General features: G+C 69.4%; 26 protein-coding genes. 10 read left to right on the top strand and 16 right to left on the bottom strand.

Annotated elements, in window-relative coordinates:
* The first annotated feature begins 23 nt into the window (after positions 1-23).
* From DR046_RS08845 to DR046_RS08895, 10 genes are all read left to right on the top strand, one after another.
* Positions 24-3,353 (top strand): PAS domain-containing protein, encoded by a 3,330-nt coding sequence (locus tag DR046_RS08845; RefSeq protein ID WP_115382016.1) that lies wholly within the window; start codon positions 24-26, stop codon positions 3,351-3,353.
* Positions 3,346-3,714, top strand: coding sequence for a response regulator (locus DR046_RS08850; RefSeq protein ID WP_209313565.1), 369 nt, complete (start codon positions 3,346-3,348; stop codon positions 3,712-3,714). The genes DR046_RS08845 and DR046_RS08850 overlap by 8 nt, the downstream gene beginning before the upstream one ends.
* Positions 3,715-4,041: 327 nt before the next feature.
* Positions 4,042-5,220 carry a phosphoglycerate kinase gene (locus DR046_RS08855; protein ID WP_115382017.1) on the top strand — a complete coding sequence of 393 codons (1,179 nt, stop codon included), beginning with the start codon at positions 4,042-4,044 and terminating at the stop codon, positions 5,218-5,220.
* Positions 5,221-5,287: 67 nt separating this feature from the next.
* The gene (locus DR046_RS08865; protein ID WP_167767016.1) at positions 5,288-6,862 is read left to right on the top strand and encodes a hypothetical protein; all 1,575 of its coding nucleotides are present in this window, start codon (positions 5,288-5,290) and stop codon (positions 6,860-6,862) included.
* Positions 6,863-6,962: 100 nt separating this feature from the next.
* Complete coding sequence (locus tag DR046_RS08870) at positions 6,963-7,856, top strand: fructose bisphosphate aldolase (protein WP_115382020.1); 894 nt, start codon at positions 6,963-6,965, stop codon at positions 7,854-7,856.
* Between the two features lie 124 nt (positions 7,857-7,980).
* The gene (locus tag DR046_RS08875) at positions 7,981-8,280 is read left to right on the top strand and encodes an FtsB family cell division protein (RefSeq protein WP_115382021.1); all 300 of its coding nucleotides are present in this window, start codon (positions 7,981-7,983) and stop codon (positions 8,278-8,280) included.
* A gap of 130 nt (positions 8,281-8,410) precedes the next feature.
* Positions 8,411-9,430 (top strand): pyruvate dehydrogenase (acetyl-transferring) E1 component subunit alpha, encoded by a 1,020-nt coding sequence (gene pdhA, locus DR046_RS08880; RefSeq protein ID WP_115382022.1) that lies wholly within the window; start codon positions 8,411-8,413, stop codon positions 9,428-9,430.
* Positions 9,430-9,678, top strand: a complete 249-nt coding sequence (locus DR046_RS08885) for a hypothetical protein (protein ID WP_115382023.1) — start codon at positions 9,430-9,432, stop codon at positions 9,676-9,678. Before pdhA ends, DR046_RS08885 begins: the two co-directional genes overlap by 1 nt.
* 2 nt (positions 9,679-9,680) lie before the next feature.
* Entirely contained in the window at positions 9,681-11,078 is a 1,398-nt protein-coding gene (locus DR046_RS08890; protein ID WP_115382024.1) for a pyruvate dehydrogenase complex E1 component subunit beta, read from the top strand.
* A gap of 12 nt (positions 11,079-11,090) precedes the next feature.
* Positions 11,091-12,440, top strand: coding sequence for a pyruvate dehydrogenase complex dihydrolipoamide acetyltransferase (locus tag DR046_RS08895; RefSeq protein WP_115382025.1), 1,350 nt, complete (start codon positions 11,091-11,093; stop codon positions 12,438-12,440).
* Positions 12,441-12,471: 31 nt separating this feature from the next.
* Here DR046_RS08895 and cysE read toward each other — a convergent pair whose 3' ends face one another.
* From cysE to DR046_RS08975, 16 genes are all read right to left on the bottom strand, one after another.
* Positions 12,472-13,287: a serine O-acetyltransferase gene (gene cysE, locus DR046_RS08900; RefSeq protein WP_115382026.1), complete on the bottom strand. Its 816-nt coding sequence runs from the start codon at positions 13,285-13,287 to the stop codon at positions 12,472-12,474.
* A 75-nt stretch (positions 13,288-13,362) separates the two neighbouring features.
* Positions 13,363-17,256 carry a baseplate multidomain protein megatron gene (locus tag DR046_RS08905; protein ID WP_115382027.1) on the bottom strand — a complete coding sequence of 1,298 codons (3,894 nt, stop codon included), beginning with the start codon at positions 17,254-17,256 and terminating at the stop codon, positions 13,363-13,365.
* A gap of 23 nt (positions 17,257-17,279) precedes the next feature.
* A complete protein-coding gene (locus tag DR046_RS08910) occupies positions 17,280-17,708 on the bottom strand; it encodes an NlpC/P60 family protein (RefSeq protein WP_115382028.1) in 429 nt (142 codons plus the stop codon).
* Complete coding sequence (locus DR046_RS08915) at positions 17,705-18,577, bottom strand: phage/gene transfer agent baseplate hub protein (RefSeq protein WP_115382029.1); 873 nt, start codon at positions 18,575-18,577, stop codon at positions 17,705-17,707. The genes DR046_RS08910 and DR046_RS08915 overlap by 4 nt, the downstream gene beginning before the upstream one ends.
* Complete coding sequence (locus tag DR046_RS08920; protein ID WP_115382030.1) at positions 18,574-19,206, bottom strand: DUF2460 domain-containing protein; 633 nt, start codon at positions 19,204-19,206, stop codon at positions 18,574-18,576. The genes DR046_RS08915 and DR046_RS08920 overlap by 4 nt, the downstream gene beginning before the upstream one ends.
* Before the next feature lie 10 nt (positions 19,207-19,216).
* Complete coding sequence (locus tag DR046_RS08925; protein WP_115382031.1) at positions 19,217-19,861, bottom strand: RcGTA-type gene transfer agent tail tape measure protein; 645 nt, start codon at positions 19,859-19,861, stop codon at positions 19,217-19,219.
* Positions 19,861-20,055: a rcc01693 family protein gene (locus DR046_RS08930; protein WP_115382032.1), complete on the bottom strand. Its 195-nt coding sequence runs from the start codon at positions 20,053-20,055 to the stop codon at positions 19,861-19,863. The genes DR046_RS08925 and DR046_RS08930 overlap by 1 nt, the downstream gene beginning before the upstream one ends.
* Positions 20,052-20,378 (bottom strand): gene transfer agent family protein, encoded by a 327-nt coding sequence (locus DR046_RS08935; protein ID WP_115382033.1) that lies wholly within the window; start codon positions 20,376-20,378, stop codon positions 20,052-20,054. Before DR046_RS08935 ends, DR046_RS08930 begins: the two co-directional genes overlap by 4 nt.
* Entirely contained in the window at positions 20,375-20,785 is a 411-nt protein-coding gene (locus DR046_RS08940) for a phage major tail protein, TP901-1 family (RefSeq protein WP_115382034.1), read from the bottom strand. The genes DR046_RS08935 and DR046_RS08940 overlap by 4 nt, the downstream gene beginning before the upstream one ends.
* A gap of 11 nt (positions 20,786-20,796) precedes the next feature.
* A complete protein-coding gene (locus DR046_RS08945; RefSeq protein ID WP_115382035.1) occupies positions 20,797-21,210 on the bottom strand; it encodes a DUF3168 domain-containing protein in 414 nt (137 codons plus the stop codon).
* The gene (locus tag DR046_RS08950; RefSeq protein ID WP_115382036.1) at positions 21,207-21,542 is read right to left on the bottom strand and encodes a head-tail adaptor protein; all 336 of its coding nucleotides are present in this window, start codon (positions 21,540-21,542) and stop codon (positions 21,207-21,209) included. The genes DR046_RS08945 and DR046_RS08950 overlap by 4 nt, the downstream gene beginning before the upstream one ends.
* A complete protein-coding gene (locus DR046_RS08955; protein WP_115382037.1) occupies positions 21,542-22,090 on the bottom strand; it encodes a head-tail connector protein in 549 nt (182 codons plus the stop codon). Before DR046_RS08955 ends, DR046_RS08950 begins: the two co-directional genes overlap by 1 nt.
* Before the next feature lie 150 nt (positions 22,091-22,240).
* Entirely contained in the window at positions 22,241-23,386 is a 1,146-nt protein-coding gene (locus DR046_RS08960) for a phage major capsid protein (RefSeq protein ID WP_115382038.1), read from the bottom strand.
* Positions 23,387-23,419: 33 nt separating this feature from the next.
* Positions 23,420-23,947, bottom strand: a complete 528-nt coding sequence (locus tag DR046_RS08965) for an HK97 family phage prohead protease (protein WP_115382039.1) — start codon at positions 23,945-23,947, stop codon at positions 23,420-23,422.
* 9 nt (positions 23,948-23,956) lie between these two features.
* Entirely contained in the window at positions 23,957-24,187 is a 231-nt protein-coding gene (locus tag DR046_RS08970; protein ID WP_115382040.1) for a GTA head formation protein, RCAP_rcc01685 family, read from the bottom strand.
* On the bottom strand, positions 24,184-25,335 hold the full coding sequence (locus DR046_RS08975) for a phage portal protein (RefSeq protein WP_115382041.1): 1,152 nt from the start codon (positions 25,333-25,335) through the stop codon (positions 24,184-24,186). The genes DR046_RS08970 and DR046_RS08975 overlap by 4 nt, the downstream gene beginning before the upstream one ends.
* Positions 25,336-25,365: the final 30 nt, after the last annotated feature.

Genomic DNA, 25,365 nt, shown 5'->3' on the forward strand with positions numbered 1-25,365 from the left:
AAGCGATCGTGGAGGGTCGTGCGATGGCCGACACCTTCGACTGGCCACCGGGCACCGGAGAACTGGCCAGCGACGTCCGCGCACTGGACTGGGCGAAGACCGGGCTCGGCCCGATCGACTCCTGGCCGCGCAGCCTCCGTTGGACCGTCGAGATGGTCCTCGCGTCGCCAGTCGCGATGGTCGTCAAGTGGGGGCCCGATCTCGTCCAGATCTACAACGACGCATATCGCGCCTTGATCGGGGTCAAGCATGCGCGGGGGCTGGGCCAGCCGACCCATGCCTGCTGGCCGGAGATCCGGGACTTCACCACCCCGATCTACGACGCCGTGCTGCGCGGCGAGTCGCGGACCTTCCGCGACCAGAACCTGAAGCTCCGACGCAACGGCGGGGAGGCGGAGGCCTGGTTCGACCTCTTCTACAGCCCGGTGCGCGACGACGCCGAGAAGGTCGCGGGCGTGCTCGCGGTCGTGGTGGAGACGACGGACCGGGTCATCTCGGAGCGCCGCAGCGCCGCCGCCGAGACCGCCCTGCGCGAGAGCGAAGCGCGACAGGCGTTCCTTCTGGCGCTCAGCGACGCGATCCGGCCGATGGACGACAGGGATTCGATAGAAGGCGAGGCCTGCCGTCTTCTGGCCAGGCATCTCGGCGTCGAGCGCGCCTTCTACGTCGAGATAAACGAGGCGAAGGGGGCGGCGCGGATCGGCCGGGACTTTGTTCGGGCGGACGCGCGCTCGCTCGCGGGGATGCATGGGATCTCCAATTTCGACTGGGCGGTGAAGATCCTTCGCCGGGGCGAATGCCATGCCATCTCCGACGTCCGGACCTCGCCGCTCGTGCCCGAGCCTGACCGCCACGCCTCGGAGGCGCTCCGCATCGTCGCCTGCATGGGCGCGCCGCTGATGAAGGCGGGCCGGCTTCTCGGCGCGCTCTGCGTGGCGGACCCGGCGCCGCGCGACTGGACCCCGCGTGAACTCGATCTGATGCACGAGGTCGCGGAACGCATTCGGGCAGCGACGGAACGCGCCTGCGCCGAGGTGGCGCTCCGCCTCGGGGAGGCGAAGTATCGCCACCTATTCGAGACGATGGACGAGGGCTATGTCCTCGCCGAGGTGGTCCGCGACGCGGAAGGCCGGCCGATCGACGTGTACTACCACGAAGGCAATCGCGCCGCGGCGCGCCTGATCGGCGTGCAGGGCCATGCCGGGCGACGGCTGAGCGAGATCGCGCCCGACGCCGAGCCCTACTGGCTGGAGATCTACGACCGGGTCGCGCGCAGCGGTCTCGCCGAACACGCGGAGCAGTACACCGCCGTGATCGACCGCTGGTTCAGCTTCTCCGTCTCGCCGGTGGAGGCCGAAAGGGCCGGACCGGACGCCCCGCGCCCCTTCGCCGTCCTGTTCACCGACATCACCCAGCGCAAGAGGGCGGAGGCTGCGCTCCGCCGGAGCGAGGCCCGCCACCGCGCCCTCTTCGACTCGATCGACGAGGGGGCATGGCTGTGCGAGCAGCTCCCCGTCGGAGCCGACGGTCTGCGAGACTACCGCTACGTCGCGATGAACCCGGCGATGCAGCATATGTTCGGCATCCCGGACCTGACGGGCCAGACGATGCGCGAGAATTTCCCCGACGAGGACGAGGCTTGGTACGACGACTTCGCCCGCGTGATGGAGACCGGCGAGCCGATGCGGATCGTGCGAGAGGCCGAAACGCAGGGCATGGTCCTGTCGATGTTCATCACCCGCGTTCAGGAAGGCGGGGGGCAATGGCTGCTTGGGGTGGTGCAGGACATCACCGCGCAACGCCGTGCCGAGGAGACGTTGCGCGCGAGCGAGGAGCGCAAGGCGTTCCTGCTCGCGCTCAGCGATGCGCTTCAACCGCTCAACGATCCCGTCGCGATCCAGCAGGAGGCGACGCGGCTTCTCGGCCGTCATCTGGGGGTATCCCGCGTGGTCTATGCCGGGCTCGTCATCGAGAACGGGCAAGAGTTCGTCGTGGTGGAGCGGGAATACCTCGCCGAAGGCACGGCGAGCTTTGCGGGCCGCCACCCGGCCGAAAAGTTCACGCCCCAACTCGAAATGCTGCGCGCCGGACGCGCGGTCGTCATTCCCGACATCGAGGCCGGAGAGATGTCCGAGGACCGGCGCGCCTTCTGGCGCCAGCATGGCGTGCGGGCCCGCCTGAGCCTGCCGCTCGTCAAGGACGGGCGGCTGGTCACGGGTTTCGGCGTCCATTCGAGCGAGGCGCGCGAGTGGACCCCCCGCGAGATCGAGCTGGTCCGGGAGACCGCGGAACGCAGCTGGGACGCCGTGAAGCGGGCGCGCGCCGAGGCGGCGCATCGCGACAGCGAAGAGCGGCTGCTGGGCTTCGGCGAGGCTTCGCTGGACGTACTCTGGATCCGGACGGCCGACACGCTCGACTGGGAATACCTGAGCCCGGCCTTCGAGCGGATCTACGGCGTCGACCGCGCCTCCGGGCTCGCGGGCGGCGGGCTAAGCAGTTGGCTCGACCTGATCGTGCCGGAAGACCGCGACCACGCCGCCGCGAATATCGAGCGCGTGCGCCGCGGCGAGACCGCGACCTTCGAGTATCGCGTCATCCGCCCGTCCGATGGCGAGATCCGCTGGCTGCGCAACACCGATTTCCCGATCCTCGGGGCCGACGGGCGCGTCCGGCGCATCGGCGGCGTCGGCCACGACGTCACCGAGGAGAAGCGCACGGCCGACAGGCTGCGGGTGCTGGTGGCCGAGCTGCAGCACCGCACGCGCAACCTGCTGAACGTCGTCCGCGCGGTCGCGGGCCGAACCCTGGCCAACAGCAGTTCGCTGGACGTGTTCCAGTACCATTTCCAGAACAGGCTGATGGCGCTGGCGCGGGTGAACGGCCTGCTCTCCCGGCTGGAGGAGGGCGACCGGATCACCTTCGACGAGCTGCTGGAGGCGGAGCTGAGCGGGCATGGCCTGACCGGGGACGAGCGGATCGTCCTGACCGGGCCGAAAGGCGTCCCCCTGCGCTCGACGACGGTGCAGACCCTCGCCCTGGCCATCCACGAGCTGTTGACCAACGCTACCAAGTACGGCGCCTTCAGCCGCCCCGAGGGGCGGCTCTCCATCGACTGGCACCTGCTGGAGCACGACGGAGAGCCGCGCCTGCGCGTCGAGTGGCGCGAAACGGGCGTGCCGGTCCCGCCGCCGGGCGACCCCGCGCGCGGCAGCGGCTATGGACGCGAGCTGATCGAGCGCGCCCTGCCCTACCAGCTCGACGCCCAGACCGAGTACGACCTGGGACCGGACGGCCTGCGCTGCGTCGTCCTGGTGCCCGTCTCAACCCGGTTCGGAGGCAGGTCGCGTGGCTGATGCGGCGGCCGGGAACCTCGGCGGGCGCCGCGTCCTGATCGTCGAGGACGAGTACATGATCGCCGACGAGCTGCGCCTGGAATTGGAGGATCGCGGAGCGGAGGTGCTCGGCCCCGTTCCCTCGGTCCGCGCCGCGCTGGAGCTGCTCTCCTCGGAGGCAAGGGTCGACGGCGCCACGCTGGACGTCACGCTGGGACGGGAGGAGTCCTTCCCGGTCGCCGACGTCCTGCTGGCCAGGAACATCCCCTTCGTCTTCACGACCGGCTACGACGACTGGGCCATCCCGGAGCCCTACCGGTCCTGCCCGCGCTGCAGCAAGCCGGCCGATATCGAAGAGATCATCCGGGCCCTGTTCGGCTGACGCGCCGCCGTCTGGCCGGTATCGACGGGGGCCAGAGCCTGTCACGCCCGTCTTGAGACCTGTCCGTTCCAGGCGGCGTCGCCGGGCCGATCCGGCGATCCACGGGACGCCGTGCCCGGAGGAACGAGTGAGGCCGCCCGCATCGCTTGCAGCGTTGCTCAGGCAGTGGTCCCCAGAGCCGCGATCGGTCCCGCCTTGTCGGCGCGGTTTCGGACGGGCTTCGGCCGGCGCTCCGGGGCGGGGGCCGCTGGCGTCCGGGTCCGTCGCTTCCGCCCGGCGCCCTGGCTTGATAGGAGGGCATGACGACGCCCCCAGCCGGAGACGAACATGGCCTTCAAGACGCTCGACGACATGGACCTTTCGGGAAAGGTCGTCCTGATCCGCGTGGACATCAACGTGCCGGTCGAGGACGGGCGCGTGACCGACACGACCCGGATCGACCGGATCGTGCCGACGGTGAACGACATTATCGCCAAGGGCGGCAAGCCGGTGCTGCTCGCCCATTTCGGGCGCCCCAAGGGCAAGGTCGTGCCCGAGATGTCGCTGCGCCAGGTCGTGCCCGCGCTGAGCGCCGCGCTTGGCCGCGAGGTCGGCTTCGTCGACGGCGGCTATGGCGACGCCGTGGCGAAGATGGCCGAGGGCGACGTGCTGCTGTTCGAGAACGTCCGCTTCAACCCCGGTGAGGAGAAGGACGACGAGGGCTTCGCCAAGCGCCTTGCCTCGATCGGCGACGTCTACTGCAACGACGCCTTCTCGGCCGCCCACCGCGCCCATGCCACGACCCATGCGCTGGCGCGGATGCTGCCCGCCTGCGCCGGTCGGCTGATGCAGGCCGAGCTCGAGGCGCTGGAGAAGGCGCTGGGCGATCCGACGCCCCCGGTCGCCGCCGTGGTCGGCGGGGCCAAGGTCTCGACCAAGCTGGACCTTCTGGGCAACCTCGTGGGACGGGTGCAGCACCTCATCATCGGCGGCGGCATGGCGAACACCTTCCTCGCCGCCCAAGGGTTCGACGTGCAGAAGAGCCTCTGCGAGCACGACCTTCTGGACACCGCGCGCGAGATCGCGGCCAGGGCCGAGGCGGCGGGCTGCGCGATCCTGCTGCCGCGCGACGTGGTCTGCGCCACCGAGTTCCGCGCCAACCCGCCGACCGTGACCGTCAAGGCCGAGGAGGTGCCCGAGGGGCACATGATCCTCGACGCGGGGCCGGACTCGGTCGCGCATATCCGGACGGTGCTCGACGGTTGCGCCACGCTGATCTGGAACGGTCCGCTCGGCGCCTTCGAGATGGCGCCCTTCGACGCGGCTACCGCCGCCGCCGCGCGCCATGCGGCGAAGCTGACGGCGGAGGGCAGGCTGGTGTCGGTAGCCGGCGGGGGCGACACGGTCGCCGCGCTGAATGAGGCGGGGGTGGCCGGCGACTTCACCTACATCTCGACGGCGGGCGGCGCCTTCCTCGAATGGATGGAGGGGAAGACGCTCCCCGGCGTGGCGGCCCTGTCGGACTGAAAGGATTTGCCAGGGCGGCACGGGCGCACCTAGGCTGGCGGCATCGCTGGCCCCTGGAGTTTCCGTCATGCGCCGCCTCGCCCTGTCCGTCCTCGCCCTGACCGCCGCCCTGCCCGCCTCGGCGCAGGAACGGTCGCTGTGGGAGCTGATCCATCCCGACCGGCTGGCGGCCTCGATGGTGCGCGCGGGGATCATGGCGCTGCGCTCGCAGATGGACCTGCGTTATTCCAGCGTTTCGGTCTCGCTCGCATCGGGCACGGTCGCGATCGACGACCTTGCGGTCACGCTCTACGACAACATCACCGGCGGGGAGGTCTGCGACGTCTGGATCGGCGGGATGGAGGTCAGGACCGGCGATCCGTTCGATCTCGATCGCGTCGAGATGACCGTGGCGGCGCGGGCGGTGACGCTGGCGCCTGATTGCCTGCCCCCGGATGCGGGGCCGGTGGCGGCGATGCTCGGGCCCGAAGGGCTCTACCTGCCCGAAGCGGTGCTCGACCTCGTCTATGACATGCCCAGCGCGTCGATGCGGGCACGGCTGTCGACCAGCCTGGAGGGCGTGCTGGCCGCGACGGTAGACGCCGATTTCGACTACGTCACGCTCTGGGCCGGCGACGGCGCCGACGATCCCGAGGGCGACGGCGAGGAGCCGGAGCCGGAGCCGGAACTGAGCGGCGATCTGGGCGCGGCCTCGCTGACCCTCGAGAATCTGGGCGGGTGGGAGATGGCGCGCGGCTTCCTGCCCCCGCCCTTTACCGACCCGAATTCCGCCGGGGCGGCGATGACCCAAGCCTTGAGCGCCAGCCTCAGTCAGCAGGCCGAGGGCGGGGTGCTGCCGAAGCACGGCAAGACCTTCGTCACCGAGGTCGCGCAGGGCTGGGCGACCTTCGTGGCCGAGCCCACCCGGCTGGTGATCGAGACCGGCTTCCCGGCCTCGGAGCCGCTATTCCTTGACCCCGCAAGCTTCGAAGGCTCGCCGCTCGACCTGATCGAGTTGCTGATGCCGGTGGTCCGCCAGGTCCCCTCCGCCGAGCGCGCGGCGCTGGCGCCCGACCTGGTTGCGCAGGCGATCACCGCACCCGACACCCTGCCCGCCGAGCAGCGGCGCGCAGTCGGGCTGGCACTGCTGACCGGCGAGGGGGCGCCGCGCGCGGTGCAGCGCGGGATCGGCCTGCTGTCCGACCTGCCGGAACAGGATGGAGAGGTGATGCTGGCCATGGCCGAGGCCGTGGCGGCGAGCGCGCCGGAGGACGCCTATGGCGCCGCGCTGCTGGCGGGCCGCGACGCCGCGCCCGGCGCGCGGGCGGTGCTGGACCGGCTGGAGCGGGAGCTCGACTTCGTCACCCGCATCCGCATCCAGGGTTCGCACACGCCGGTGCCAGACCGAAACGCCCTGACGGCGCCGGTCCGCGAACTCGCCGCGCGGGCGCAGGCGCATTATTCGGGAATCGGTGCGGTGCGCAGCCTGCGGGCGGCGACGCTCTATGCCTCGCTGGCCGCGGCGCGGGGCGATGGCGGCGCGGCCCGCCTGCTGGAGCGGATCGACGCCGCCATTCCGGAGAAGGACGCCGCGACCTGGGCGGCGATCTCGGAAGAGGTGGCGGAGGTCGCGCTCTCCGCCTGGACCGGCGGAACGGAGTGATCCCGACGAGGCGCGGACGCGTTAGCGCAATCACGGCCTTGCCGCAGGGCCGCGCCCGGCTTAGGCCAAGGGCGTTCTGTCGCGCCCCGGAGGAGACCCCATGAGCACCATCGACCAAGCCGCCAAGATCCGCGCGGGCCAAGGTTTCATCGCGGCCCTCGACCAGTCCGGGGGCTCCACGCCCAAGGCGCTGCGGCTCTACGGGATCGAGGAGGACCGCTATTCCTCCGAAGACGAGATGTTCGACCTGATCCACCAGATGCGCTCGCGCATCGTCATGTCGCCCGCCTTCACCGGCGACAAGGTGATCGGCGCCATCCTGTTCGAGCAGACCATGGATCGCGACTTCGACGGCATGCCGGCGGCGCAGTACCTGTGGGAGAAGAAAGGCGTCGTTCCCTTCCTCAAGATCGACAAGGGGCTTGAGGACGGCGCGAACGACGTCAAGCTGATGAAGCCGATGCCGGGGCTCGACGCGACCCTGTCACGCGCGAAGGAGAAGGGGATCTTCGGCACCAAGGAGCGGTCGGTGATCGACGCCGCGAATGCCGAGGGCATCGAGGCGATCGTCGCCCAGCAGTTCGAGGTCGGGCGCCAGGTCATGGCCCACGGGCTGGTGCCGATCCTCGAGCCGGAGGTCACGATCTCCATCGCCGACAAGGCAGAGGCCGAGGCCATGCTGCGCGACGCGATCCTGAAGCATCTCGGCACGCTGGAGGACGGGCAGGAGATCATGCTGAAGCTGACCCTGCCCGAGGAGGCGAACTTCTACCGGCCGCTGGTCGACCATCCCCAGGTGATGAGCGTGGTGGCCCTGTCGGGCGGCTATTCGCGCGACGAGGCCAATGCGCGGCTCGCACAGAACAAGGGCGTCATCGCCAGCTTCAGCCGCGCGCTGACCGAAGGCCTGTCGGACCAGCAGTCCGAGGCCGAGTTCGACACGACGCTGGGCGCCACGATCGACAGCATCCGCGACGCGTCGGTCGCGGGCTGATCGCGGGCCGTGGCGGGCGCGCAACGGCGCGCGCCCTAACTGCCACGGGGACTGACAGATTCCCCCGGCTCTGGCATGGTGCGGCCGAACGGGCCCGCCAGAGGCCCGCACGTGCAGGACCGACATGTCGACCAGACGCATAGCTCCGGGCCCCGGCCTGATCCTTCCCGTCGCCCTGCTGGGCTTCGCCCTCTACTTCATCTTCGCCGCCGTCCAGGGAGAATATGGCGCGCTGCGCCGGGTCGAGCTGGAAGCGGAGCGGCAGACGCTGGAGGCGGAGCTCGCGCTGCTGACCGCGCAGGCGCAACGGATGGCGGACCGGACGACTCGGCTGTCGGACGATTTCCTCGATCTCGACCTGCTCGACGAGCGCGCGCGCGCCGTGCTGGGCGTCGCGCGGACCGACGAGATCATCGTCGAGTAGGATCCTTTCCCTTCCGGACGAACGGGTTGCGACACGGGCGCAAGTTTGACCGGCTCGACCTTTGCCATCGACAAACACGCGCGCTAGACCATTGTTTAACGTTGAACGTTCTCGCGACCGGAGGAACCCAATGGCAGCGCGCAAGACAACCGCCAAGGCGAAACCCAATGTCAGCGCCGAGGAGCTGCTTGGGTATTACAAGGACATGCTCCTGATCCGCCGCTTCGAGGAGAAGGCGGGCCAGCTTTACGGCATGGGCCTGATCGGCGGCTTCTGCCATCTCTACATCGGGCAGGAGGCCGTGGTGGTCGGGCTGGAGGCCGCGGCCAAGCCGGGCGACAAGCGCATCACCTCCTACCGCGATCACGGCCACATGCTGGCCTGCGGCATGGATCCGAAGGGCGTCATGGCCGAGCTGACGGGCCGCGAGGGCGGCTACTCCAAGGGCAAGGGCGGCTCGATGCACATGTTCTCCAAGGAGAAGGACTTCTACGGCGGGCACGGCATCGTCGCGGCGCAGGTGCCGCTGGGCGCGGGGCTTGCCTTCTCGGACAAGTACAAGGGCAACGACAACGTCACCTTCATCTATTTCGGCGACGGCGCGGCCAACCAGGGCCAGGTCTACGAGACCTACAACATGGCCGAGATCTGGGACCTGCCGGCGATCTTCGTCATCGAGAACAACCAGTACGCGATGGGCACCTCGACCAAGCGCTCGACCCGCTCGCCGTCCTACTGGGAACGAGGCGCCGCCTACGGGATCGAGGGCGAGGAGGTCGACGGAATGGACGTGCTGGCGGTCAAGGACGCGGGCGACCGGGCCGTCGCCTACTGCCGCGCGGGCAAGGGTCCCTACATCCTGGAGATCAAGACCTACCGCTATCGCGGTCACTCGATGTCCGACCCGGCCAAGTACCGCACGCGGGACGAGGTCCAGAAGATGCGCGAGGAGCGGGACGCGATCGAGATGATCCGCCAGCTTCTTCTGACCGGCGACCACGCAACCGAAGACGACCTGAAGGCCGTCGACAAGGAGGTGAAGGACATCGTCAACGAGAGCGCCGAGTTCGCCAAGGAAAGCCCCGAGCCTGCTCTGGAGGAGCTCTGGACCGACATCTACGCGGACGAGGTGCCGCAGGAGACGGCGTGATGGGGGAGGAGCCGATCAACCTCGTCCTGGAGCGGCTGAACGGCATGGACGAGAAGCTGGGTCGCCTGGATGGCCGGATCGACCGGATGACCGACGACATGCGCTTCATGTTCGGGGAAATGCGCGCACAAAAGCAGCCGATTGCAGCCTCGCTTTTGACCCAATCGCATAGCGACGCCAAGCTGGCTGCGTTCGAACACAGACTGGACCGGATCGAGCGTCGCCTCGAACTGCGGGAGGAATACTGAGAATGGCGACCGAAATCCTGATGCCCGCCCTCTCTCCCACGATGGAGGAGGGCACCCTGGCCAAGTGGCTGGTGAAGGAGGGCGACACCGTCTCCTCCGGTGACATCCTGGCCGAGATCGAGACCGACAAGGCCACGATGGAGTTCGAAGCCGTGGACGAGGGCACCATCGGCAAGATCCTCGTGGCCGAAGGCACGGAGGGCGTGAAGGTCAACTCGCCCATCGCGGTCCTGCTGGAAGAGGGCGAGGACGCCTCCGCCGTCGAGGACGCGGCGCCCGCAGGCGGCGGCGGTGACGAGGCCAAGCCCGCCGCGGACGAGCCGCGCGGCAAGGCGCCCGAGAAGGCCCCCGCCCGCGTCGCCGAGGAGGAGCCGACGCCGAAATCCAAGGCCTCTCCCGACTGGCCCGAAGGCACCGAGATGGTCACCCAGACCGTCCGCGAGGCCCTGCGCGACGCCATGTCCGAGGAGATGCGCCGCGACGAGAGCGTCTTCATCATGGGCGAGGAGGTCGCCGAGTATAACGGCGCCTACAAGATCACCCAGGGCATGCTGGACGAGTTCGGCGCGAGGCGCGTGATCGACACGCCGATCACCGAGCACGGCTTCGCCGGGATCGGCGTCGGCGCGGCCTTCGGCGGCCTGCGCCCGATCGTCGAATTCATGACCTTCAACTTCGCGATGCAGGCCATTGACCAGATCATCAACTCGGCGGCCAAGACGCTCTACATGTCGGGCGGGCAGATGGGCGCGCCGATGGTGTTTCGCGGGCCCAACGGCGCGGCGGCCCGGGTGGGCGCCCAGCACAGCCAGGACTACGCGGCGTGGTATGCGTCGATCCCCGGGCTGAAGGTGGTGATGCCCTACTCGGCCTCGGACGCGAAGGGCCTGATGAAGACGGCGATCCGCGACCCGAACCCTGTGATCTTCCTCGAGAACGAGATCCTCTACGGCAAGTCCTTCGAGGTGCCGAAGCTGGACGACTTCACCGTGCCCTTCGGCAAGGCCCGCATCTGGCGCGAGGGGTCGGACGTGACCATCGTGTCCTGGGGGATCGGCATGACCTATGCGCTGGAGGCGGCCGGGAAACTGGCCGCCGACGGGATCGAAGCCGAGGTCATCGACCTGCGGACGCTGAGGCCCTGCGACTACGAGACCGTGCTCGCCTCGGTGATGAAGACCAACCGCTGTGTGCTGGTCGAGGAAGGCTTCCCGGTGGCCAGCTTCAGCGACCACATGGCCTCGACCATCATGCAGCGTGCCTTCGACTATCTCGACGCGCCGGTCGTGACCTGCACCGGCAAGGACGTACCCATGCCCTACGCCGCCAATCTCGAGAAGCTGGCGCTTGTGACCACGGACGAGGTCGTCGAGGCCGTCCGCAGCGTGACCTACAAGTGAGGACCTGACACCATGGCGACAGAAATCCTCATGCCCGCGCTCTCTCCGACGATGGAGGAGGGAACGCTCGCGAAATGGCTGGTGAAGGAAGGGGACACCGTCTCTTCGGGCGACCTGCTGGCCGAGATCGAGACCGACAAGGCCACGATGGAATTCGAGGCTGTCGACGAGGGCATCGTCGGCAAGATCCTCGTGGCGGAAGGGACGGAGGGCGTGAAGGTCAACTCGCCCATCGCCGTGCTGCTGGAGGAGGGCGAGGACGCCTCGGCCATCGACAGCGCGTCATCGGACGGATCGTCCCATGCGGCGCCGGCTGAACCCTCTGGCAAGACCGAGCCGCAGAAAGGTTATGGCCGCGAGGAAGGCGGAGCGGAATTCGAGACGAAAGTTCCTGCCCCTGCCCCCGCCTCGAAAGGCGAACGCATCTTCGCCACGCCCGTCGCGCGGCGGATCGCGAAGGACAAGGGACTCGACCTCAGCCAGATCAAGGGCTCCGGCCCGCGCGGCCGGATCGTGAAGGCCGATGTCGAGAAGGCGCAGCCAAGCCAGGTGAAGCCCGAGACGGCCAAGACCGCCGCCGAGGCGCCGAAACCCGCCGCGACGGAGGGGCAGAAGCCTCCGATGGCCGCGGGCATGGCCGCCGAGACCGTCATGAAGATGTACGAGGGTCGGGAGTTCGAGGAGGTGAAGCTCGACGGGATGCGCAAGACGATCGCCGCGCGCCTGACCGAGGCCAAGCAGACGATCCCGCATTTCTACCTGCGCCGCGAGATCCGGCTCGACGCGCTGCTCAAGTTCCGCAGCCAGCTCAACAAGCAGCTCGAAGGGCGGGGCGTGAAGCTGTCGGTCAACGACTTCATCATCAAGGCCGGGGCGCTGGCGTTGCAGCAGGTGCCCGATGCCAACGCCGTCTGGGCCGGCGACCGGGTGCTGAAGCTGAAGCCCTCGGACGTGGCGGTCGCCGTTGCCATCGAGGGCGGGCTGTTCACGCCGGTCCTGAAGGATGCCCACCAGAAGTCGCTCTCGGCCCTGTCGGCCGAGATGAAGGACCTCGCCACCCGCGCGCGGGAACGCAAGCTGGCGCCGCATGAATATCAGGGCGGCAGCTTCGCGATCTCCAACCTGGGAATGTTCGGGATCGACAATTTCGACGCGGTCATCAACCCGCCGCACGGCTCGATCCTCGCGGTCGGGGCGGGCGTGAAGAAGCCGGTGATCGGTTCGGATGGGGAAATCACGGCGGCGACGGTCATGTCGGTCACGCTCAGCGTCGATCACCGGGTGATCGACGGCGCGCTCGGGGCGGACTTCCTCAAGGCGCTGGCCGAGAACCTCGAAAGCCCGATGATGATGCTGGCCTGATGCGGGAAAGGGGCCGCAGGGCCCCTTTCCTTCAATCCGTGGCCCGCAGGCCGATCAGTTGATCCATCATGACGGACGGCTGGGCACAGCCCGCCTCGCCGACGATCCGTGCGGGCACGCCCGCGACGGTCTTCATCGGCGGAACGTCTTCGAGCACGACGGAGCCAGCCGCGATCCGGGAACAATGGCCGACGCGGATGTTCCCGAGCACCTTCGCGCCCGCCCCGATCAGCACGCCGTTCCCGATCTTCGGATGGCGGTCGTCATGCTCCTTGCCGGTGCCGCCGAGCGTCACCGAATGCAGCATCGAGACATTGTCGCCCACGACCGCCGTCTCGCCGATGACGATCGAGTGGGCGTGGTCGATCATGATCCCCCGCCCGATCCGCGCGCCGGGATGGATGTCGGCCCCGAACGCCTCGCTGACCCGCATCTGGACGAAATAGGCCAGATCCTGCCGCCCCTGCCGCCACAGCCAGTTCGCGATACGGTAGGCTTGAACAGCCTGAAAGCCCTTGAAGAACAACAGAGGCTGAAGGAACCGGTGGCAGGCGGGATCGCGCTCGTAGACGGCGACGATGTCGGCCCGCGCCGCCTGTCCCAGATCGGGATCTCCGGCATAGGCGCTGTCGGCGATCTCTCGCAGCAGCTGCTCGCCCATCTCCGGCGAGGCGAGCTTCTGCGCGAAGCGATGCGCAAGGGCGCTCTCGAGCGAGGCGTGATGCAGAATCGAGGAATGAATCAGGCCGCCCAGCAGCGGTTCCGCCGTGATTGCGGCAGCGGCCTCGTTCAACGCCTGTTCCCAGACGAAATCGACGGAACGGATGCTGGCTTCGGTCCGGGGCATGGCTCACCTCGCGGCTTGTGGTGCCCCAGACCTAGTCCGTTTGGACAACGTTGATAAGACACCGCGCGCCATTCTTCACGAGAGCGTCAGTCCGGCCCAATGCCCCTCGCCGACGAGGTCGGAGAGTTGGCAGACCCTCAACTCGAAAGTCGGCCCGGTCAGGCCGCTCTCGTTCAGTTCCGCCGCGGTGAACGTGGCGGAGCTGGCGGACAGGTCGACCCGGCGCCTGACCGTCCCCTGATCGAGCAGTTCCACGCGATACCGCTCCGCGCTCTCCAGCATCGGCACGTCTACGGTGCCCCAGTGCCCGCCAGGCGCCCGGGTTCGCCTCGTCCATGAGACGGACAGGTCTCCGCCGTTCCAGCGCGCCGTCACATGGACCGGAGAGAACGGCCGCTGCCCGTTCCCCGCGGCAACCACTTCGCGATGCAGGAAGCTTGCATGATCGAGCGGAAGCCGCGCCGGACCGATCCTGTAGTGACCCGGCAGGCCGACAGCGTCCAGCGCCAAGCCGATCTGCCCCGTCGCGCCGTCGAGCAGCACCACCCGCGACCCTACCGGCCAGACCTCGGGCATGACCGCATCCGTTCCGCGCTGCCCGCGCAGCCGCATCGACAGCGCCCAGACATTCGGCTCGACCAGGCGGGCGTCCCGGAACTGGAAGACCTCCCACCCGGCTGGCCCACCGGCGCCGATCGCCAGCGCGTTCGCGCCCGACAGCAGCGCCACGTCCGAGACAGACTGCAAGCCACTGCCCGACAGGCGCACGAGCAACTCCTCCCCCCTGTCCCATCGTGCCGGCGATGCGCGGGGGAGCGCCGAGAGCGTCGTGCCAAGGACTGCCGGAACGTCCAGCACGGTATCGAGCCTGTAGTCGCTGTCCTCGACCCCGACATGCACGGCGACAGATCCCGGCCAAGGCAGCGACGCCGCGGCGACATAGGGTGCATGGGCGATCTCGCTGCCCGTCAGTAGCGGCAGATCGAGGAACAGGACGTCGACGGGCAGTGGCGCAGCCGGACGGACCTTCGCGACGACATCGCTTTCACCGTCACTCGTCCGATAGGGTCCCCGTTCGACCCTCTGCGCCGTGACCAAGCGTGCACCGTCGTCCCGCACGCGGTCGATCCTCCACGTGTCCTCGGCCCCGTCCAGCCGGATGAGATCACCGGCCCTTACGTCCCTCCGCGAAGGCCCAAGCCCGAACTCGATCCCGTCGCGCGCGACGCGGGCCTCGGCGAGGAAGCGCTCGGCCAGCGCATGGCCTTCCCCGGTCGTCAGCGACAGGGGCAGCGCACTCTCGTCCACCGGAAGATCGCCGGCCCCGGGATGAACCACGTCGGCCATCCGCGTCTCGAACGCACCGATCGCGTCGACATGACCGACCCGCACCCGTCCGGGCACCTCGGAGCTCGCAGCGCGTTGATGCGTCAGGACCGCCCCGCTCCGCCGGATCAACGCCTCGCTTTCCAGATCGTGGGCCTTCGCCTCGGTGCGCATCGAGAAGACGAGACGCCCTCCGCTCTCGACCGCCTCCACCCCGTAGGCCAGCAGCAGCGACTGGAGGTCGGCCCGCGCCGACTGCACCTCATTGACTTCATGGCCGCGCAGGATGCCGCGCACGCCCGAGACATCGATTTCCGTCAGGCCGCTCTCGCGGCAGATCTCCGTGATCGCCTGCGCCAGGGACTGAACGCCGCTCCGCCCGTTCACCCAATGCCCGCGCGCGTAGTTCGCGCCGTCCGACCAGAAATCCAGAAGTTCCGGGAAAGTGGGCCACGGCCGCGCGTCCCAGGCCCAGACGAAGCTGTGATCGAGATCGATCATGGCCGCGCCGTAAAGCGCCGAGACCGGATTGTTGGACGACTCGCCCCATACCCCCAGCGTCGCCTCCAGATAGGCATGTTGCATCGCGTCGTCGCGGTGTCCGTTGGAATAGTAGGGCAGGCGTGATTCCGATGATTTGGGGTCGAGGAACTTGTTGGGCTGATTGGCCCCCTTGTCGATCGCCGCGCATCCGAACTCCGTGAACCGAAACGGCTTCGATCCGGGCACCCAGTCGGTCGGCTGCGCCGCCCTCTGGCCTCCGATCCGGTCGTGATGGGGATTGGACCACCATCCCTGCAGGTCCTTGTAGCGAAACACCCAGGGCTCGCCATACGCGCCGTCCGTGATCGCCGAACGCGCCTGCGCGTCCCTCGCCGCCCGATCAGGATAGTACCAGTCGTAGCCCTCGCCCCCGATGACACCGGCTCGAAGATAGGCCGGGGCAAGGATGCTTCCGAAGCCCGCGTCCACGTGCTCGGCCCCGTCGCGCCAATCGGACAGCGGCATGTAATTGTCGATCCCGACGAAGTCGCAATCGGGATGCGCCCAGATCGGATCGAGATGGAAATGCACGTTTCCGGTGTCCTCGGGATGATACCCGAAATACTCCGACCAATCCGCCGCGTAGCTCAGCTTCGCGTCGGGCAGCAGGCTGCGCACCTCCTCAAGCAGTTCGACCAGCTTCTCGACGGCCGGGAAGCTGTCTCCGTCCGCCCGGATCTGAGTCAGCGCCCGCATCTCCGACCCGATGCAGAACGCCTCGACGCCGCCGGCAGCCGCGCAGAGCGCCGCGTAATGCAGGATGAATCGCGAATAGGTGAATTCTGCGGGACCACCATAGGACACGGCCCCGTCGTCCAAGGTAAAGTCGGAGGCCCGGACCGTCCCGAAGAACGCGTCGACCTCGGCCCGGGCGGCCGTCGTCCGGTCCGTCGTCCCGGGCCGCCCCGGAGCGATCGCGGTCGTGATCCGCCCCCGCCAGGGCAATGCAGGCTGTTCGGTGCCGCCCCAAGGGTCGGGCAGCCCGTTACCGGCAAGCTGATCCATGAGGATGAACGGATAGAAGGTCACGTCCAGCCCGCGATCCGCCAATCCGCGGATCGCCTCCACGACGGCATCGTCTGCCGGCGTTCCGCCGTAAAGCGGACGCCCTTCCAGTTGCGGCACGGTCCCGGCCGCCAAGCGGTCCAGCCCACTGACCCGCCACGCCATCGGCGTGCCGTCGATCTCGGCCTGCTCGGCACGGGGTCGCAAGCTGCAAGTCCCGCATCTGAGGTCGTCCCCGAACCAGGACACGACCAGCGACGCCGCGCCAACATTCGGAAGCTCCTCCACGAGGTCGCGCATGGAAACCTCGAAGTCCGAGACCTCCTGCACGGTGTTGACGTTGGCCGAGTCCCCGACCCCGTTCCCGTGATCGAAATGCACCTGGCTCGACGCCAGTGCGTACTCCCCGGTGCCGGGCACGATGGCGACTCCCCGGATCAGGTCGCTCACCGCGGGTCCCAGCTCCGGCGCGTCGGCGTCGCGGACGACCTCGAACGAGAACTGCGGCACCCGGTTGCCGAAGCGGGCAAGCTCAAGATCCTCGATCACCACATAGGCCGTGCCGCGAAAGGCGGGCGCGTTGCCCTGCCCCTCGATCGCCTCGATCAGCGCGTCGGGCTGCTGGTCCTCGCCCCCGTGGTAGAGACGGAACGGCACGCTGTCGCGCGCAACCTCTTCGCCATCGGCCCAGATCCGTCCGATCCGGCGGATCTCTCCCTCGCAAAGCGCCAGTGCGAAGGACACCGAGTAGCTGAACGAGGTCGCCTTCGGCGCCTTTGGTGCCCCCTTTCCGCCCCCGCCCGTTGTCGAGCGGGTCTCCTTGAAGCGGCTCGCCCAGATGACCTGCCCGCCAATCCGCATCCGCCCGGTCACCCGGGGAATGACCGCGCCCTCCGCCGCGCCGGTCAGGCGGAAGCGGTCGATGCGCCCGTGCTCGACGGCGTCCGCCCCGCTCCCGAGGATGCGCTGGTCCAGCGCGCGGCCCAGCGTGGCGCCCGCCGCGCGACCGATCACGGCCGCGCTCAGCCCCAGGACCGCTCCGCCGAGGCTTCCGCCGATGGCGGCGCCCGCCGCTCCGAGAACGAGTGTAGCCATGTCTTGGTCCTTCCTGTCCGCGCTCAGGCGGGAAAATCGAAGCGTGCCGCGATCCGGCGCGCCCAGGGGCGGGACAGCGGGCTTTCGACCACGCCCTGCCCGCTATAGGCATGGATGAAGCTCGGCGCCGCGCCCGCCTCGCCGACGATGCCCAAGTGCTTCGCCACGCTCCCGTCGCGCAGCCGGAACAACAGGCACTCGCCGGGCTGGAACGCCCGCCCCCGCGCCACCGGGACCATGTGCCGTCCCGCCGCCTGCCAGAGCACCTCGTCGCCCTGCGGCTCTGCCCAATCGGCGGAGTATCGCGGCACCACCTCCGGCTCGACGCCATGGACGGCCCGCCAGACGCCCCGGATCAGCCCCAGGCAATCCGTCCCCGCCCCGCGTACCGAGGCCTGATGGACGTAAGGCGTCCCGATCCAGCGCCGTGCCTCCGTGACGATGCGGCTCATAACCGGCCTCCGTCGTTCCTCCTGCCGGAGCTCGGGTAGGCCATCAGCCAGTCGTCGCCCGGGATGTTCGGGAAGCCCCGGAAGTTGAGGAAGTTCGCGAACCGCTCGCGGCAGGTTTCCGCGCGCTTGTCGCATCCGGCCTCGATCCGCACTCGGTCCCCTGCCCGGAGCTCAGCACCGAGAGAGGCCCACAGCTCGACCCGCCGCCCGCCCGTGACGCGCTCGTCCGACTTGACCTGCTCGACGAGCCCCGCCGCCAGCCCGTCCAGGACCGTCAGACGCCCGCGCAGGAACCAGCCGTCGGAAAATCCTTCCAGCGCCGGCAAGCTCAGCACCCGCCCCGCTTCGACCGCTGTCAACTCGACCTCCACATGAAACGCGGGATCGCCCAGATCAACACCGCAGCGCCCGTCTCCCAGCACTGCGTCGCAGCGCGGCTGGTAGAGCCGTCCCCGCACGCGATTGAGCGCCTCGGACAGGCTGCGCAACTCCGCCGTGAAAGCGCCGTCCGCCATCGTCAGCTCGCCCAGCGTCCCGCGGAACACGATCTCGAAGGCCGAGGGCAGCCGCCAGTCGACCAGATAGGCGACGACCGTCGCCCCGTCCCAACGCCCGGCCCGCATGTCCGCCTCGGTCAGCCCGTCGTGGCTCAGCGCGCCGACCGCCTCGGTGTTGTCCACCGACAGGCCGGTCGCACCCTCCAGGGCGCCCGCGGACATGCCCGAAGCGGCGGCGCAGACCGTGCCATCGACGGTCAGCAGAACGTCGTGGTCGGTGAAGCCGAAGACCTGGCCATCGGTCCGCGTCAGCACCCAGGCGCGGCAAATCGTGCTCGTCCCGCCCTCGAAGCGGCTCAGCAACGCGCTCATGTCCGCAGCTCCACGACCGGGACGTCGGGCACCTCGCCCGCCTGGAAGCTCGCCGCCGAGATCCGGATTGCGTCCGCGTCGAAGCGCACCGGCACATCGAATGTGAACCCCGCCGTCACCGCCACGCCGATCCCCGGCGCCTCGTCCAGCGTCACCGTCCCGGTCGCGACGTCGACGGAGAACCCCGCGCCCTCGACCAGTTCACTGCCGCCGACACCGACGCGGACGCTGCCCCCGACCGGCTTGGAGATCGGGCGGACATAGCTCTCGCCCCCCGAAGTGTAGGTCTTGCTCAGGCCGAACGCGACCGTCACCCCGTCGCCCGTCCCGATCAGCTGGTCCTCGAACCCGGGCTGCGCCGAAGGCGCACAGGACAGGTGGTCCGTCCAGTCCTTCCATCGGAAGCCGTAAAGCCGGCCCCGCCGCGCCTCGAAGAAGGCGATCAGCTCCGCCAGGTCGTCGAGGGAGCGCATGCCGATCCCCGCGTCGTAGCGCCGGCGCGAATGTGCCCAGGGCGTGTTGCGCTCCTCGTGGCCGTTCGCCAGCGTCACGATCTCGGTCAGCCGCTCCGGTCCGCCGACGCTGCCGAAGGACAGCTGCGTCGGAAATCGTATCTCGTGAAAGGCCATGCTCGTCTCCTCAGCGATTGCGCGCGCCGCGGGCCAGCGCCCGCGACATCTCGGCGGCGACCTGGCTGCGTGACCGGCGGAAACCCGCGACATCCGGCGTCGAGATGTTCATGTTCACGGTGACGCGTCCGCCCCCGCCCGACATCTCGACCCCCAGCCGCCCGTCGGCGCCGCGCTTCAGAGGCATGATCGCCTCCGGCCCGGCCTCGCCCATCAGCCCCAGACCGCCGCGCATCGGGAAGGTCGTCGGCCCCGAGACGACGCCCCCCGACGCGAAGGGCATGACCCGCCCCTGCGCGAAAGAGCCGCCGGCCTCGAATGGCAGGATCCGGCTTGCGCCATGGGCCAGCGCGCCGCCCAGCGCGTTCTGGACTGGCTTCATGGCGGCGTTGTAGGTCGCGTGGACCATCGAACGGGCCAGGCCGCTCAGCGCGTCCGACAGCTTCAGGCCGTCGAAGACGACCCCGTCGAAGGCCCGCTTCAGGCTGCCGCCGAAGCTGCGCGACAGGCCCCTCACCTCGCGCTGGGTGAACAGCATCTGCCGCTCCAGCGACCCCAACTCCTTTGTGAAGCGCGAGATGACGAGATGCCCGCCCCCCAGCTTTTCCTCCAGGGCGTCCAGCTCGTCGCCGAACCTACCCGCGTCCTGATCCATCACATCTCTCCTCCGTCAGGAAACCGCGCTGCCAAGGCGTCCAGCCCGGCGCGGTCCATCGGCATCCGCCCGTCGCCCTCGCCCAGCAGGAAGGCCAGTTCCGCCGGTGTCAGCGCCCAGAAAGCGGCGGGGCTCAGTCCCAGCCCGCGCATCCCGGCGCGCATCAGCACCGGCCAGTCGAAGCCCGCGCTCATCCGCCGGGCAGCGCGAAGGCGCGTCCCAGCAGCAGCGCGGCGACCCGGGTGCACTCCAGCGGGCCGCCCTCGATCTCGGCGTCCAGTAGATTGCGCGCCGTGCCCTGCCACCCGCCGCCGCGCAGCCCTGCCACCAACAGGGCCGCCACGTCGCGCGCCGCGAACTCGCCGGTCTCGAACCGCTCGACAAGGAAGACGAGGCTGTCCGCCTCCATCGCCGCCTCCAGCTCGGCCAGCGCGCCGAGCGTCAGCTTCAGCACCCGCCGCTCTCCGTCGAGCACCAGCGCGACCTCCCCCGCCCAGGGATTCCCGTCGCCCGTCAAAGCGCGGCGAAGCTCAGCGCGCCGGCCGAGGCCAGGGCGATCTCGTAGGTGGCCTCACCGTCATGGCTGCCCGCATATTCGAGCGAAGTGATCTGGAACGTCCCCTCGACGGTCCCGAAATCGGGGATGATGACCCGGAAGACCGGCATCGCGCCGTCGAAGAACAATGTCCGCGCCCGCGCGTCCGAGGCCGCGTCGCGAAACACGCCCGACCCCTGGATCGCCGCCGTCTTCACGCCGCCGCCGAGCAACTCGCGCCAGCCGCCCGCGCTCTCCAGCGAGGTCACGTCGATCGCGCCTGAATTGAAGGTCAGCCGCGTCGCGCGCAGCCCCGCCATCGTGGCGAAGTCGCCCGTGCCGTCCAGATCTACCTTCAGCAGAAGGTCCTTGCCGCTCTGTACACCCATCGTCCCACTCCTCAGGAATTGTCTTCGTCCAGCCGCGCGCGGAACCACAGGTCGATCCGCCGCGTGTTCTCGCCCTCGTCGCGGCGCGCCCGCGCCTTCAGGAATCGCAGCGAAACGAGCCGCCCGCGCGTCAGCACCAGCTCCGCCGACAGCAGCGCGTCCGAGACCAGCACCGCCGCCGCCTTCGCCGCCGAATATCCCTCGCGCTTGGTGACGACGCTGACCCGCAGATCGTGGCGCGCGCCCCGGCCCGAGATGTCGTCGCGCCCGGCCACGTCCTCGGGTCCCAGCGCCACGAACAGGTCGGGCGCCCGCTGCGGCACGGCGTCGTAGACGGCGCCTCCCAGCATCGCGCCAAGCGCCGGATCGGCGGCGAGCGCGGTGTAGACCGCGGTCTGCAGGCTCGCGCCCATCGCGTAACTCATTGCGTGACCTCCTCGGCGGCAAGGATGGTCATGAATCGCCCTCCCGCATCGCTCTCCTGGACGGCGTCGACGATGTAGCGCCGCAGCCCGTCGGTCAGCCTGTGACCCGGCCAGGGCCGGGCCACGTGGTCCTGCGGCACCGCATGGGTCAGGATCCGCACGCCCAGCCGGGGCGTGCGTCCGAACTCCGTCGCCTTGAGGTCGCCCGAGCGCATGCGGACCTCGCACCAATGCGCACCCCGCGCCTCCCAGCTCTGGACCCAGCCGCCGGCCCCGTCCTCGACGCGGAGGGGAACCTCGTGGACCAGTCGGCGCGGCAGATGCCGGGCCATTAGACCCGCGCTCCGATGCGCAGCGTCCGCCAGGGAGAGATCAGCCGCTCGATGGCGCTCGGGGCGGGCTCGCCCAGGTCAAGCGCCTCCGCCCAGCCCAGCACGGCCTGCGCCAGCTCCGGCGGGACCGAGTCCCAGCTGCCGAACCCCGCCCGCAGCACGACGCGCAGCCGTGCCGCGGCGGTCGGCGCCTGCGGCAGCTCCAGCACCGGGCCAAACGTGTCCTCCTGGCTCAGCACCGCGCCTGCCAGCACCGTCGTCACGCTGCCGAGCTCCTGCTCGACCGAGATCAGCGACGCCGCCGGCCCGACGGGGACAGCCATGCGCGCCGCCCCGCCCGGCCCCGTCAGCACCACCTCGCGCGCGATCAGAAGCAGGCCCAGCCGCTTCTCGATCACGCCGATCGCGGCGCGCAGCCGCAGCCGTAGCCGATCTTCCTGACCCGGCACGATGCCGTAGCCTTCGGCCAGCCGCATATGGGTGGCCAGTTGCGCCACCGGCAGCGCGACATCCGCCAACGCCTCGGTTTCCAGAACCATCAAGACCATCCGGCCCTCCCGGGATTTCGTGGGATCACATGTGACGAGGCCGACAGGCCGAGCGTGCGGACCAAAGCCGAAGGCCGCCGACCTCGCCGCCCGCCGCCGGTTGGTCCGGCGGCGGGGTCGGTCACGGGCGCCGCGGCGCCCGCTATTCCGTCACGAGATCGCGCATTTCAGCAGCTTGATCGCCGAGAAGTCGGTGACGTCCCCGCCCACGCGCTTGGTGGCGTAGAACAGGACATGCGGCTTGGCCGAGAACGGGTCGCGCAGCACGCGCAGGTCCGGCCGCTCGGCGATGGTGTAGCCCGCACCGAAATCACCGAAGGCGATGCAGTGGGTGCCGGTGCCGACATCGGGCATGTCCTCGGCGATCAGCACCGGATAGCCCATCAGCTGCGCCGGCTGACCCGACTGCAGGCTGTCGGTCCAAAGAAACCGCCCGTCCGCGTCCTTCATCTTGCGCACCGCACCCGCCGTCTTGGAGTTCATGACGAAGGTCGCATTGGCGCGGTATTTGGCGCCCAGCGCATAGACCAGGTCGACGATGGCATCCGCCGGCGCGTCCGAGTCGAAATCCGCCGCCGCGCCGGTGGCGACATAGCCGATCTCGCCCCAGCTCCAGCTCGCATCCGGAACGGCGGTATAGGTCAGGAAGCCCGTCGGCTTGTCGATCCCGTCGCCCGAGACGAAGGCCGCCGCCTCGGCGCTGGCGAACTTGTCGGCGATGCGCCCGGCCAGCCAGCCCTCAATGTCGAAGGCCACGTCGTCGAGCAGGCGCTGCGACGCCTTGGGCATCGCCGACAGCTCGTGCAGCGGGATCGAGATGCGGTCGAAGACTGGGGTGTCGGTCTCGGTCGCGGGCGCGGTCTCGGTGGCCCAGCCGCTGCCCAGCTCGGTATGGTCGACCAGCACGTCGTAGGAGCTCGCCTCGACGTTCACGACGTTGGCGACCGCCCGGATCGACGACGCGCCATTGAGGACCGAGGCGACGGTCTGCGCGGTCTGCGGGTCGATCAGATATCCACCCTCGGCCGAGACGGCGGTGTTCATCGCCTTGCCTTCCAGCGCCAGCGCGCGCAGCCCGTCGTCGTCGCCGGATCGGAGGTAGAGGTCCAGCGCCTTCTGGTGCGGGGCCTCGGCCGACCGGGCGGTTTCCAGTTGCGGGCGGTGGGATTTGTAGGACATGGTCAGGCGCTCTTCCTGTTGCTGCATCTTCTGGGTAATCTCTTTGCGGAAGCCTTTGAGATCGCTGACCAGTCCGGTCAGCGCCTCGGCGACTTCGCCGACGCCGTCATGGCTCATTGGGGTCTCTCCTCTGGAAAGGGTTGGGCGGCGTCAGTCGCGCGCCAGCTCTAGACGCGCGGCCCGAATGGCCTGCGCGACGTCGCGCAGGGGGTCCGCCTTGGCCCCCACCCGCGCACTGGGCAGCATCGGGAACGTGACCAGCGACACTTCCCAAAGCTCCAGTTCCTGCAGAAGCCTGCGCCCTTGCCCGTCCTTCGTGGCGCGCTTGACGGTGTAGCCGATGCTCAGCCCGTCCAACGCCCCGGCCTCCAGCAGCGCCGCCGCCTCGCGCGCTTTCTCGACGCTCTTCAGCAGCCGTCCCTCGACCCGCAGGCCGCGCGCGTCCTCCTCGACACGCTCCCAGACGCCGATCACCTGCGTGGGGTCGTGCTGCCACAGCATCTTGATGCCGCGCCCCTCGGTGCTGGCGCGCGCCAGACTGTCGCAATAGGCGCCCGGCGCCACCACGTCGCGACCGGAGTCCTCGACGCCGAACCAGGAGGCGTAGCCGGTGATGCGGACACCGTCCTCCAGCCGCACGGAGGCTTCCCCGTGCGCGAACTTCCGTTCCAAGGCCATCGGCCCCTCCTACAGTTGGATGAGATACGTCACGCCCTGGGCCAGGACCGTTCCGGCCACGCCCATCACCGCAAGCCAGAGCCGCCGCTCCAGTCGCTCCAGCATTCCCTCGATATGCCGCAGCCGGAAGGTCAGCCCCTCCCATCGCTCCTCGAGCACGCGCTCGTTGGCCTCGATCCGGGCATTGGCGGCGTCGAACGGATCGTAGAGAAAGCGCGACCCCCCGCGCGGGGCGCTCATGCATCCCCCAGCGGCGTCAGACCCAGCATCTCCCGCTTCTCGGCATCGGTCAGGAAGTCGGCCTGCGCCACCCGAGCCCATTCGGCGTCCCGCTCCGCCTGCAGCGCGGGAACCCGGTCGCGGTCCGGCTCGACCCGCAGCGTCTCGCCGGAGTGCTGCGACAGCCAGCGCGACAGGGCGTCCCCGACCCGGCTCACCAGCGGCATGACCGTCAGACGATAGAAGGCCCGGTTCGCCTCGACATAGTTGGCATAGGTCGCGTCGCCGGGGATCCCCAGCATCATCGGCGGCACGCCGAAGGCCGTCGCGATCTCGCGCGCAGCGACCGCCTTGGTCTGCTGGAACTCCATGTCCGAGGGCGACAGCCCCATCGGCTGCCAGTCGAGCCCGCCCTCCAGCAGGATCGGCCGGCCCGCGTTGCGCGCGCCCTGATGGTTCGACTCGAGCGCCGCCGACAGCTGGTCGAACTGCTCCGGCGACAGCGGCACATCGCTGCGATGCACGATCGCGCCCGATGGCCGCGCCGCGTTGTCCAGAAGGCCCTTCGACCAGGCCGAGGCCGCATTGTGCACGTCGATGGCCGAGGCCGCCGCCTGCATCGGGGACAGCCCGTAATGGTCGTCCTGCGGGTGGAAGCTGCGGACATGCAGCACCGGCGACACCTCGCCCACCTTGAAGCGATGCGACCGACCGCCCACCGAATAGTCATAGGCCATGGGCCAGCCGTCCGGCCCCGGCACCACCGACATCCGGTCCGAGCGCAGGACATGCAGCTCCAGCGGCAGGCCCCCCGGCCCGACCGCCTCCAGATAGGCGTCGCCCGACAGCAGCAGCTGCCCGAACAGCGCCTCGAACAGTTCCGCCCGGCCCTGCGCCCCGTTGGGCATCCGCAGGAGGTCCAGCACCGGATGTACGTCGAACCGCGCCGTCCCGTCGCCGACCACCAGCGGCACCGCCGCGGCCGCCTCAGCGATCAGCTTCACTGCGCGGAACCCAACGGGGTTGGAGGTGAAGCCCGCGCGCGCCAGCGAGACGTCGTCCCGAGGCGACCAGACGTTGCGTCCGACCGAGCCCCAGCCGATGACCCGCCCCGCCGCCGACGCCTTCGCCTGGCGCGGCGCCTCATCCTTCCTGCCAAATCCGAACATCGGCCGTCCTTTCCGTGCTTCCGCCAAGAA

This window comes from Jannaschia formosa (assembly GCF_003340555.1).
GTDB lineage: Bacteria > Pseudomonadota > Alphaproteobacteria > Rhodobacterales > Rhodobacteraceae > Jannaschia > Jannaschia formosa.